This is a genomic window from Methylobacterium sp. Leaf89, assembly GCF_001422215.1.
Taxonomy (GTDB): domain Bacteria; phylum Pseudomonadota; class Alphaproteobacteria; order Rhizobiales; family Beijerinckiaceae; genus Methylobacterium.
Genome location: NZ_LMML01000028.1, coordinates 896758 through 907045, shown reverse-complemented (window position 1 = coordinate 907045; position 10288 = coordinate 896758). Strand labels below are relative to the sequence as shown.

Sequence of the window (10288 nt, the reverse complement as noted above, 5' to 3'; positions counted from 1 at the left end):
CGGCACGGGCGCCACGCTGAGCCACATGACGGGCACGGACCTCTACACGATCACGGCGGATGCGGCCCATGGCGGGCTGAGCGAGACCTTCCAGCTCGCCGGCGTGACCGCCCTCGACCTCGTTGCGGGTCTGGGACGCGACGTGTTGCTCGTCGCCTGAAGACGACACCCGAAAGAAAGACAGACCTGCGGTGCACTCGCGCCGGAGGTCTGCTCCGGTCCACCGGCATCGAGATCCGAGCTCTGCGAGGCGCGTGTCGACCGCACTCGGTCGGATCGCCCTCGTATCACGGGTCCGCGAGCAGTCGGAGCCGACCGGACCATCCGTCTAGATTATACCAGGGGCTGGACTGGCTCTCGGCTGTCCACGCAAGCTCAGGCAGGCCAGAGCAGGTTTCTGCCGAGAGTCGCCAGGGCGAGGTCGTCGATCGCGCCCTTTTCGGGGGCCGTCGGCCGAGGTGAGGCGGATCAAGACGGCCTGGGCGAAATCGAGGCTGCCGAAGGCGCCGGGTGGTGCGGGCGGTCGGAATCGAACCGACACTCCTTGCGGAACCGGATTTTGAGTCCGGCGCGTCTACCAGTTCCACCACGCCCGCAGCGGTCGCGTCATCGCACACCTTACCGGTTTCGGCCAGTGGTGTTTTCTTCGCAGTGCGGTCTGCGAGCGCTCGCCAGGGGCGGCGCCGTATGGTCAAAGGGCGCCGCCCATCCCCTCCAGCCCTCTCGGACCCCTTTATGATCCGTCGCCTCTACGAGTGGATCCTCGCGCTCGCGGGCAAGCCCTCCGCACCCTACGCCCTCGGCGCGGTGGCCTTTGCCGAGAGCTCGTTTTTCCCGGTGCCGCCGGACGTGATGCTGGTGCCGATGGCGGTGAGCCGGCCGGATCGGGTCTGGTTCTACGCCCTCATCACCACCCTGGCTTCGGTGGCGGGCGGCCTCGTCGGGTACGCAATCGGCGCCCTGCTGTTCGATTCCATCGGCCAGTGGGTGTTTCGGGTCTACGGCCTGTCCGACAAGGCCGCCACCTTCCAGGCCTCCTACGCAGAGTACGGACACTGGGTGATCCTGCTGAAGGGCCTGACGCCGATCCCCTTCAAGCTCGTGACCATCACCTCGGGCTTCGCCCATTACGACCTGTTCTGGTTCGTGGTGCTGTCGCTGCTGACGCGGGGCGCCCGGTTCTTCATCCTGGCGGGACTTCTGGGCCGCTACGGCGTTCAGATCCGGGGGGTGCTCGACCGCCACCTCAACGTGGTGGCGGCGATCTCCGTCGCCGTGATCATCCTCGGCTTCGTGCTGTTCAAGGTGTTGCTCTAGACCAAGGTGACCTTAGAGAGATGGATTACGCCTCGCTCCTGCGCCTGCGCCGCGCCGCCCTCCTCCTGCTCGTCGGATCCGTGCTGACGCTCGCGGGCGCCTGGTACTTTCAGTGGGGGCTCGGCTACGTGCCGTGCAAACTCTGCCTGCAGGAGAGGATTCCCTACTACGCGGCGATTCCGTTGGCGCTCCTGGGCCTTGTCCTGCCCGCCCGGGCCACCCGCCTCGTCCTCGGCCTCGCCGCCCTGGGCCTTCTCTACGGGGCCGGACTCAGCGTCTATCACGCCGGGGCGGAGTGGAGCCTCTGGGCCGGACCCACCGATTGCGGGGGCGGCGCGGGCGCCAATCCGTCCGACGTCGGCGATTTCCTGAACGCACTCCAGAGCACGCGCGTGGCCGACTGTTCCACGGCGGCCTGGCGCCTGGCCGGGATCTCTCTCGCAGGCTGGAACGCGCTCATCGCCTTCGCCCTGGCGTCGGTAGCCGGAACCGCCGCGCTGAAGCGCTGAGACTCAATGCCGGTCGTCGGAGGCCGGCGGCAGGGGCGCCACTGCGATGCCCTCGTCCACGAGGGCGCGCGCCTCGTCCAAACTGGCCTCGCCGTAGATCGCTCGGGTCTCGGTCTCCCCGTAGTGGATCCGCCGGGCCTCCTCCGGGAAGCGCGTTCCGACATCGTCGGCGTTCCGCGTCACCGCCTCGCGCATGGCCCGCCTCAGGGCGCGCAGGCGCTGCTCGGGTTCGGTGAGCGCCAGTTGCGGCGTTGTGTGCGGTGCCGCGGGGATCGAGCCCGCCTCCGAGGAGAGCCCCGCCGGGGCCGGTGGGGTGCGGGAACCGCGATCCGTTCGGACGACCGAGGGCGCCATCATGCTCTTGCCGACCTGGACCGAGCCGCAGACCGGGCAGGAGACGAGTCCGCGCGCCGCCTGCGCATCGAAGGAATCGCTCGAGGGAAACCAACTCTCGAAGCCGTGCTGGGCCTCGCAGACGAGGGTATAGCGGATCATCGGGTCACGGTTTTCGGAAGACGTGTGCGAGCGGCGTCAGGAAGGGCGCCCCACCCGCTCGATCGTGAAGGGGCGGGCATGCTGCAGGGTCGGAATGCGGGCGCGGGCATCGGCCACGCGGGCGAGGTCGATCTCGGCGAGGATCACCCCCGGCTCGGCCCCGTCGGCGTCGGCCAGGATCCGGCCCCAGGGATCGACGATGAGGGAATGGCCGTAGGTGTCGCGCCCGTCCTCGTGGTGCCCCCCCTGGGCCGCCGAGATCATGAACGAACCGGTCTCGATGGCGCGGGCCCGATGCAGCACGTGCCAATGCGCCTCCCCCGTCTGCTTGGTGAAGCAGGCCGGCGCCGTCAGGACGGTGGCGCCCGCCTCCGCCAGGGCCCGGTACAGGGCCGGGAAGCGGATGTCGTAGCAGATGGCGAGGCCGATGGCCGCCCAGGGCGTGTCCGCGACGACGGCGCAGGCGCCCCCCGTATAGGTCGCGGATTCACGCCAGCGCTCGCCGTTGGGCAGGTCGACATCGTAGAGATGGAGCTTGTCGTAGGAGGCGGTGATCGCCCCCTCCGCATCGATCAGGAAGGCGCGGTTGGCGACCTTGTCGCCGTTGCGCACGGCGAGTGACCCGATCTGAATCACGATGCCGCGCGCGCGGGCGACGTCGCGCAGGGCCGCCAGCGTCGGGTCGTCGTCCTGGGCCGTGACCTTCTCGAACAGGCTCGCCTTGCTGCGCTCCACCAGGGAGGTCATCTCGGGGGTCTGGACGTAGTGCGCACCGGCATCCGCGGCCTCGCGGACCAGGGCCACCGCGGCGTCGCGGTTGGCGAGGAGCTCGCGGCCCGAGCGCATCTGCACGCAGGCGGCCGTGAATTTCGGCGCGTCGCTCATGCGGCCACCAGGGCGTCGAGCTTGCCGGCGCCGTTCAGGGCATAGAGGTCGTCGCAGCCACCCACATGGGTGTCGCCGACGAAGATCTGCGGCACGCTCGTGCGGCCCCCGGCGCGCTGAACCATGGTGGTGCGCGAGCCGGATGTCCGCTCGACGTCGATCTCGGTGAACGCGATGCCCTTGTCGCGCAGCAGGCTCTTGGCCGCCGAGCAGTACGGGCACCACGCGGTTGTATAGATCGTGACCGGCTTCATCGTCGAAACGCCCCACCCCAATCCGTACAGCATATAGGCGAGCAGGCAGGCTCTTCCTACTGCCTCGATTAAGTGGGGGTGTCGGCGGTTACGCTCAGGCGGCCAGCAGCTTCTCGACCTCGTTGACGAGATCGCGCAGGTGGAAGGGCTTCGACAGGACCTTGGCGTCCTTGGGGGCCTTCGAATCCGGGTTCAGAGCCACGGCGGCGAAGCCCGTGATGAACATCACCTTGATGTCCGGGTCCAGTTCGGTGGCGCGGCGCGCCAGCTCGATCCCATCCATCTCGGGCATCACGATGTCGGTGAGGAGCAGCTCGAAGGGCTCCTCGCGCAGGCGATTGTAGGCCGACAGCCCATTGTCGAACGACAGCACGTCGTAGCCGGCGTTCTGCAGCGCCTTGGCCAGGAAGCGGCGCATGTCGTTGTCGTCTTCCGCCAGGAGGATCTTCATCGAGCAGCGTCCCGTACCTTTGATTCGACGTGTTCTTTCCACAAAGCACCGGCTTGGTAAACAGAACGTTGCCGACCCGTCGGGGCGGGGGTGTCCAACGGCACGAGCGGCGGCCTCGCGGCACGCCCGTCCTGCTGGACAGGCAAGTCGGCAACCCGCAAAGTGGGGCGATGCGTTGTCCCGTCCGCACCGAGGCGCCCGCGCCGCGATGACAGAGCCGTTCCAGACCCCCGAAGCGTCCGGGGCGGCAGCCTTCGATCCGCCCTTCACGGTGGACGAGCCGACGGCGCATACCCTCCCCTTCGTCTTCAACACGCCGCATTCCGGCACCGTCTACCCGCCGGCCTTCCTGGCCGCCTCGCGCCTCGACGGGCTCGCGCTGCGGCGCTCGGAAGACGCGCACGTGGACCGGCTGTTCGCCCCGGTGGTCGATCTCGGGGCGCCCCTCATGCGGGCGCATTTCCCGCGGGCCTTCCTCGACGTGAACCGCGAGCCCTACGAACTCGACCCGCGCATGTTCGACGGACGCCTGCCGGCCTTCGCCAACACCCGCTCCATGCGGGTGGCGGGCGGCCTCGGCACCATCCCGCGCCTCGTGGCCGACGGGCAGGAGATCTATCGCGGACGTCTGCCGGTGGCGGCCGCGGTCGAGCGGATCGAGGCCCTGTACAAGCCTTATCATCGCGCGCTCCGCAGCCTGATCCAGCGCACGGCGCGCCAGTTCGGGCACGCCATCCTGATCGACTGCCACTCGATGCCGTCGTCGAGCCTCGGGCGCGACGAAGCGGCGCGGGCCGACATCATCCTGGGCGACCGTTTCGGCACCGCCTGCGCGCCGATCCTGATCGACGCCTTCGAGCACCACCTGCGCGCCCGCGGCTACCGCGTTCTGCGCAACAAGCCCTACGCGGGCGGCTTCATCACCGAGCACTACGGCGAGCCGAACGTCGAGCGCCACGCGCTGCAGATCGAGATCAATCGGGGCCTCTACATGAACGAGGCGAGCCTCGCGATCACGCCGGGCTTCTCGGAATTGGTCTGGCACCTGCGCAGCGTCGTGGCGGCCGTCGCCGCCGAGGTCCAGGGTCTTGCCCCCTCACGGATGGCCGCCGAGTAGGGCCGTCCGACAAGAAAGTTTTGGCAGCGGCCCGAAAAGATTTGCCGGCCGCTTGCGCGAAAGTGACGGTTTTGCCGCCCCCATCCGGGCGAAGTCCGGTTAGGAGTAGCCCAGATTGCGCGCGTACCTATAATGCCGGGACGCCGCCGCCGCACGAGCCAGAGCCCATGACGTCTCGCATCCCAGACTTCGCGACCGTTCCCTACGCGGCCGATGCCGTGCCGGCTCCGGTGCCGCCCACGGGCGAGCCCTGGATGACGCCCGAGGGCATTCCGGTGAAGGGCGTCTACGGCCCCGAGGATCGCGAAGGCATCGAGTTCCTCGACACCTATCCGGGCGTGGCGCCCTACCTCCGCGGCCCCTACCCGACGATGTACGTGACCCAGCCCTGGACGATCCGGCAATATGCCGGCTTCTCCACGGCAGAGGATTCGAACGCGTTCTACCGGCGCAACCTCGCCGCCGGGCAGAAGGGCCTGTCGGTGGCCTTCGACCTCGCAACCCACCGGGGCTACGATTCCGACCATCCGCGCGTCTCGGGCGATGTGGGCATGGCCGGTGTGGCGATCGATTCGATCTACGACATGCGGACGCTGTTCTCAGGCATCCCGCTCGACGAGATGACCGTCTCGATGACGATGAACGGCGCGGTGCTGCCGATCCTGGCCCTCTACATCGTCGCGGCCGAGGAGCAGGGCGTCCCGCCGGAAAAGCTCGCCGGCACGATCCAGAACGACATCCTCAAGGAGTTCATGGTCCGCAACACCTACATCTACCCGCCGGCGGGTTCGATGCGGATCATCGGCGACATCTTCGCCTACACCTCGAAGAACATGCCGAAGTTCAACTCCATCTCGATTTCCGGCTATCACATGCAGGAGGCCGGGGCGACGAACGACCTCGAGCTCGCCTACACGCTGGCCGATGGTGTCGAGTACATCAAGGCGGGCCTCGCCGCCGGGCTGACCATCGACCAGTTCGCTCCACGTCTGTCGTTCTTCTGGGCGATCTCGACGAACTTCTTCATGGAGATCGCCAAGATGCGGGCCGCGCGCCTGATCTGGGCCAAGCTCGTCAAGGAGTTCGAGCCGCAGAGCGACAAGTCGCTGCCCCTGCGCACCCACAGCCAGACCTCGGGCTGGTCGCTGACCGCGCAGGACGTCTTCAACAACGTCACCCGAACCTGCATCGAGGCGATGGCAGCGACGCAAGGGGGCACCCAGTCCCTGCACACCAACGCGCTGGACGAGGCGCTGGCGCTGCCCACCGACTTCTCGGCCCGCATCGCCCGCAACACCCAGCTCTTCCTGCAGCAGGAGAGCGGCACCACGCGCATCGTCGATCCGTGGGGCGGCTCCTACTACGTCGAGAAGCTGACACAGGACATCGTCGCCCGCGCCTGGGAGCACCTGCGCGAAGTCGATGAGCTGGGGGGCATGGCCAAGGCCATCGAGGCCGGCATTCCGAAATTGCGCATCGAGGAGGCGGCCGCCCGAGCCCAGGCTCGGATCGATTCCGGCCGCCAGACCATCGTGGGCGTGAACAAGTTCAAGCCTGACGACGACCGTGCCATCGAGCTCATGCGCGTCGACAACGGCAATGTCCGAACCCTTCAGATCGACAAGCTGAAACGGCTCCGGGCCGAGCGCAACCAGGCGGAGGTCGACGCGGCCCTGGCGGCCCTGACGGCAGCGGCGCGGGGGACGGGCAACCTCCTCGAACTCGCCGTGAACGCGGCGCGGGCCAAGGCCACGGTGGGCGAGATCTCGGACGCCCTGGAGACGGCCTGGGGCCGTCACCGGGCTGAGATCCGCTCGATCTCGGGCGTCTACAAGCGGGAGGTGGGTGGCATGTCGCCGGTGGTCGAGACCGTTCGCAAGCTCGTGGAGACCTTCGAGGAAAACGACGGGCGCCGCCCGCGCATCCTCGTCGCCAAGATGGGCCAGGACGGACACGACCGCGGCCAGAAGGTGATCGCCTCCGCCTTCGCCGATCTCGGTTTCGACGTGGATATCGGGCCACTCTTCGCGACACCCGCGGAGGCCGCCCGGCAGGCGGTGGAGAACGACGTCCACATCGTCGGCGTGTCGTCGCTGGCCGCCGGTCACCTGACTCTGGTGCCGGAACTGAAGGCCGCGCTCACCGAGCAAGGCCGCGGCGACGTGATGATCGTCATCGGCGGCGTCATCCCGCCCGGCGACTACGACGCCCTCTACGCCGCCGGCGCCTCGGCGATCTTTCCGCCCGGCACCGTCATCGCGGAGGCCGCCGTGAAGCTGATCGAGGAATTGAACGGGCGCCTCGGCTACGCCGCGCGCCAAGCCGCCGAATAAGGCATCGGGTCGAGCGCACCACCGCCGCCCGGCGCCTGCGCCCAGGCCTCCGGGGGCTCGACCGCGACCGGACAGGGGCTCCGGGCGCCGTCATGCCGCTGCTGGCTGGTCCGATCGTCCGCGATAGGACAGGGCCTCGGCGAGGTGGATGCGGCGGACCCGGGCCTCACCGTCGAGGTCGGCCAGGGTGCGGGCCACGCGCAGGGTCCTATGGAAGCCGCGCGCTGAGAGCCGCATGGTCTCGGCGGCCGAACGGATCAAAGCGGCCCCCTCCTGGTCCGGCGCCGCCACGGCCTCGATCACCGGCGGCGGGCAGGTGGCGTTGGTGAACGTGGCGTCCGGGTCGTAGGCGGCGTAGCGCGCGGACTGCAGCGCGCGGGCGGCCGCCACACGCGCCGCCATCTCGGCCGAGCCCTCCAGGGGCGGCGGCAGGATCAGGTCGGCGGCCGTGACCGCCCCGACCTCGATGCGCAGGTCAATCCGATCGAGGAGCGGCCCGGAGATGCGGGCGCCGTACTGGGCGACGCAGCGCTCGTTCGGCCCCCGGCGGCAGGCGTAGCCCGGCTCCAGCGCCTGACCGCACCGACAGGGGTTCATCGCGGCGACGAGCTGGAAGCGCGCCGGGTAGGTCACCCGGTGGTTGGCCCGCGCGATCATGATCGTCCCGGTTTCCATCGGCTGGCGCAGGGAATCGAGGACCTGGGGCGTGAACTCAGGCAATTCGTCGAGGAACAGCACGCCGCCATGGGCCAGCGAGGCCTCGCCCGGACGGGCGTTGATGCCACCGCCGACCAGGGCCGCCATGGAGGCGGAATGGTGCGGCTGCCGGAACGGGCGCCGGTTCGAAAGGGCTCCGCCCTTCAGTTCGCCCGCCACCGACTGGATCATCGAGACTTCGAGGAGCTCCCGCGGTGCCAGTGGCGGCAGGATCGAGGGCAGCCGCGCGGCGAGCATCGACTTGCCCGCCCCCGGGGGCCCGTTCATCAGGAGGTTGTGACCGCCGGCCGCCGCGATCTCCAAGGCGCGCTTGGCGCCCTCCTGACCCTTGATGTCACGCAGATCCGGCAGGGCAGCGCCCGGCGCGGCCACCGCAGGCTCGGGCCGGGCCATGACCTGGGTACCCTTGAAGTGGTTGGCGAGCTGGATGAGCGAGCGCGGCGCCAGCACGTCGAGGTCGCCGCCGGCCCAAGCGGCCTCCGGCCCCGTCGCGGCCGGGCAGATCAGGCCGAGGCCGAGGGCGCTGGCGGCCATGGCGGCGGGCAGCACACCGGACACCGCCGTGATCGTGCCGTCGAGGGCGAGTTCGCCGAGAACGCAGTAGCCCGCGAGCGCATCCGCCGGCAGGGCGCCCATGGCGCCCATCACCGCCAGTGCGATCGGCAGGTCGTAGTGCGAGCCCTCCTTCGGCAAGTCGGCCGGGGCGAGATTGACGGTGATGCGCTTGGCCGGAAGGGCGAGGCCGGAGGCGATCAGGGCCGACCGCACGCGTTCCCGGGATTCCGCCACCGCCTTGTCGGCGAGGCCCACCACCGTGAAGGCGACGATGCCGGGGGCGATCTGAACCTGGACATCGACGGCCCGCGCCTCGATGCCCTCGAACGCCACGGTGGCGACGCGCGTGACCATGCTGGATCGACCTTCGGGGCGGAAAGATCCGGCGACCCTAGGGGGCGGCGCCCCCGGATACAACCTCTGGGCGCAGCCATCGCGCGACGTCGAGAGGAACCTCATCGGGGCTGAATGGTTCGATGGAGGTCAGAAACATTCCTCGACACAGCAGGGAGACACCATGTCGATCAAGCTCACGGGCCTCGCCGCCCTCGCCCTCGGCCTCGCCTTCACCGGCTCCGCCTTCGCCGACCGGAAGCCGACCCCGGAGGAGCAGACCAAGATCGAGGCCGTCCTGAAGCAGGAAGGCTTCACCAAGTGGAAGAAGATCGAGGTCGAGGACGACGAGATCGAGGTCGACGACGCCATCGACGCCAACGGAAAGCAGTTCGACCTAGAGCTCGACCCCAAGACCTTCGCCATCGTGAAGCGCAAGGCCGAATAGTCCCGCGCACTCCGCAGTGACCTTTCGCCGGAGCATTGCTCCGGCGTTCAGCCCTTGCGGGTGAAGTAGGTGCCGGCCGGCGCGGCCGAGCCGGCACCGCTCGGATTGAGCGCCCGCCACTTAGTCAGGACGATATCGCCGCCCCGGCGCATCTCGAACAGATTTGTTCCGACATCGTAGAGCCGCGTGCCGTAGGCGTTGACCGTCCGTCCATCGCCGAAGGTGTGGAAGGCGACGGACAAGCGCTCGTCCGTACCGCTCGCCTTGCAGACGATGGTCTCGTCGGTCTGGAAGCCCTCGATCCGAAGCAGGCAGTCCCGGTTGGCGCGTCCCGGAGCGATGTCGAGGTCGTAGGTGACGACGATCGGCGACCCGCCGACGGTGCGCCCGCCGTCGTGCTCGTAGAGATAGCGCCCAGCCCAAGCTCCCGGCACCTCGGGCGCGGCGGATGCAGCCATCAGGCCCGCCACGAGGCCGGTGGACACCATCAGTCTCAAGCCGAACCGCCGCGTCATCGGCATCTCCCTCGTCATCGATCAGGACAGGACGCGGAAGTTGGCGCAGGGATCGGGCGATTTGCGGGCATACCGCGGCCGCCTTCCCCGCCCTGCCCGCACCGGCCTGTCGGGAGTCGCCCTCCGAGGCGCGAAGTCCGCTTGGATACCCAGAGATCGCTTGGAATACCCCGGAGTCCGCTTGGAATACCCGGAGTCCGCTTGCATCCGTCGCGCGCGGCGGCCATATAGCCCTTGGGAGGTTGGCGAGGGACGTTTCACTCGCCAACCGGGTCAGGTCCGGAAGGAAGCAGCCCTAACGAGACCGAGCGGGTCTTCGTCCAGCCTCCCACCTCGATCGATGCCTCGGGCTCGCGTGG

At 69.0% G+C, this 10288-nt stretch carries 11 protein-coding genes, 1 tRNA gene and 1 other RNA gene; 6 read left to right on the top strand and 7 right to left on the bottom strand.

What is annotated here, in order from left to right; translation table 11 throughout:
• Nucleotides 1-511: 511 nt before the first annotated feature.
• A tRNA-Leu gene (locus ASF18_RS15470) sits at nt 512-596 on the bottom strand.
• Nucleotides 597-735: 139 nt separating this feature from the next.
• Here ASF18_RS15470 and ASF18_RS15465 point away from each other — a divergent pair.
• Nucleotides 736-1317 (top strand): YqaA family protein, encoded by a 582-nt coding sequence (locus ASF18_RS15465; RefSeq protein ID WP_056215313.1) that lies wholly within the window; start codon nt 736-738, stop codon nt 1315-1317.
• Nucleotides 1318-1337: 20 nt separating this feature from the next.
• On the top strand, nt 1338-1826 hold the full coding sequence (locus tag ASF18_RS15460) for a disulfide bond formation protein B (RefSeq protein ID WP_056352735.1): 489 nt from the start codon (nt 1338-1340) through the stop codon (nt 1824-1826).
• A gap of 3 nt (nt 1827-1829) precedes the next feature.
• Here the strand turns inward: ASF18_RS15460 and ASF18_RS15455 are convergent, their stop codons facing one another.
• The 4 genes from ASF18_RS15455 to ASF18_RS15440 all read right to left on the bottom strand — a co-directional run bounded on the left by ASF18_RS15455 (nt 1830) and on the right by ASF18_RS15440 (nt 3911).
• Nucleotides 1830-2321: a DUF1178 family protein gene (locus tag ASF18_RS15455; RefSeq protein ID WP_056352734.1), complete on the bottom strand. Its 492-nt coding sequence runs from the start codon at nt 2319-2321 to the stop codon at nt 1830-1832.
• A gap of 36 nt (nt 2322-2357) precedes the next feature.
• Nucleotides 2358-3206 (bottom strand): carbon-nitrogen hydrolase family protein, encoded by an 849-nt coding sequence (locus ASF18_RS15450; protein WP_056352732.1) that lies wholly within the window; start codon nt 3204-3206, stop codon nt 2358-2360.
• On the bottom strand, nt 3203-3460 hold the full coding sequence (grxC, locus tag ASF18_RS15445; RefSeq protein WP_056215299.1) for a glutaredoxin 3: 258 nt from the start codon (nt 3458-3460) through the stop codon (nt 3203-3205). The genes ASF18_RS15450 and grxC overlap by 4 nt, the downstream gene beginning before the upstream one ends.
• A 94-nt stretch (nt 3461-3554) precedes the next feature.
• Entirely contained in the window at nt 3555-3911 is a 357-nt protein-coding gene (locus tag ASF18_RS15440) for a response regulator (RefSeq protein WP_003603128.1), read from the bottom strand.
• 208 nt (nt 3912-4119) lie between these two features.
• On the opposite strand from ASF18_RS15440, the gene ASF18_RS15435 reads away from it, so the two are divergent.
• Together ASF18_RS15435 and scpA are read left to right on the top strand one after the other, a co-directional pair.
• Complete coding sequence (locus ASF18_RS15435; RefSeq protein ID WP_056215295.1) at nt 4120-5028, top strand: N-formylglutamate amidohydrolase; 909 nt, start codon at nt 4120-4122, stop codon at nt 5026-5028.
• Between the two features lie 167 nt (nt 5029-5195).
• On the top strand, nt 5196-7361 hold the full coding sequence (gene scpA / locus ASF18_RS15430) for a methylmalonyl-CoA mutase (protein WP_056352730.1): 2166 nt from the start codon (nt 5196-5198) through the stop codon (nt 7359-7361).
• 90 nt (nt 7362-7451) lie between these two features.
• Here scpA and ASF18_RS15425 read toward each other — a convergent pair whose 3' ends face one another.
• On the bottom strand, nt 7452-8987 hold the full coding sequence (locus ASF18_RS15425) for a YifB family Mg chelatase-like AAA ATPase (RefSeq protein WP_056352728.1): 1536 nt from the start codon (nt 8985-8987) through the stop codon (nt 7452-7454).
• A 163-nt stretch (nt 8988-9150) separates the two neighbouring features.
• Between ASF18_RS15425 and ASF18_RS15420 the strand changes: the two genes are divergently transcribed.
• The gene (locus ASF18_RS15420) at nt 9151-9414 is read left to right on the top strand and encodes a PepSY domain-containing protein (RefSeq protein WP_156389713.1); all 264 of its coding nucleotides are present in this window, start codon (nt 9151-9153) and stop codon (nt 9412-9414) included.
• 47 nt (nt 9415-9461) lie between these two features.
• On the opposite strand, the gene ASF18_RS15415 is transcribed toward ASF18_RS15420, so the two are convergent.
• Complete coding sequence (locus ASF18_RS15415) at nt 9462-9929, bottom strand: DUF5991 domain-containing protein (protein WP_156649831.1); 468 nt, start codon at nt 9927-9929, stop codon at nt 9462-9464.
• A 235-nt stretch (nt 9930-10164) separates the two neighbouring features.
• Between ASF18_RS15415 and ffs the strand changes: the two genes are divergently transcribed.
• An RNA gene (gene ffs, locus ASF18_RS23110) (signal recognition particle sRNA small type) lies at nt 10165-10263 on the top strand.
• The last annotated feature ends 25 nt before the right edge of the window (nt 10264-10288 follow it).

Coding starts and splice junctions, on each gene's coding strand:
- ASF18_RS15465 (WP_056215313.1), top strand. CDS start 736: ATGATCCGTCGCCTCTACGAGTGGATCCTCGCGCTCGCGGGCAAGCCC.
- ASF18_RS15460 (WP_056352735.1), top strand. CDS start 1,338: ATGGATTACGCCTCGCTCCTGCGCCTGCGCCGCGCCGCCCTCCTCCTG.
- ASF18_RS15455 (WP_056352734.1), bottom strand. CDS start 2,321: ATGATCCGCTATACCCTCGTCTGCGAGGCCCAGCACGGCTTCGAGAGT.
- ASF18_RS15450 (WP_056352732.1), bottom strand. CDS start 3,206: ATGAGCGACGCGCCGAAATTCACGGCCGCCTGCGTGCAGATGCGCTCG.
- grxC (WP_056215299.1), bottom strand. CDS start 3,460: ATGAAGCCGGTCACGATCTATACAACCGCGTGGTGCCCGTACTGCTCG.
- ASF18_RS15440 (WP_003603128.1), bottom strand. CDS start 3,911: ATGAAGATCCTCCTGGCGGAAGACGACAACGACATGCGCCGCTTCCTG.
- ASF18_RS15435 (WP_056215295.1), top strand. CDS start 4,120: ATGACAGAGCCGTTCCAGACCCCCGAAGCGTCCGGGGCGGCAGCCTTC.
- scpA (WP_056352730.1), top strand. CDS start 5,196: ATGACGTCTCGCATCCCAGACTTCGCGACCGTTCCCTACGCGGCCGAT.
- ASF18_RS15425 (WP_056352728.1), bottom strand. CDS start 8,987: ATGGTCACGCGCGTCGCCACCGTGGCGTTCGAGGGCATCGAGGCGCGG.
- ASF18_RS15420 (WP_156389713.1), top strand. CDS start 9,151: ATGTCGATCAAGCTCACGGGCCTCGCCGCCCTCGCCCTCGGCCTCGCC.
- ASF18_RS15415 (WP_156649831.1), bottom strand. CDS start 9,929: ATGACGCGGCGGTTCGGCTTGAGACTGATGGTGTCCACCGGCCTCGTG.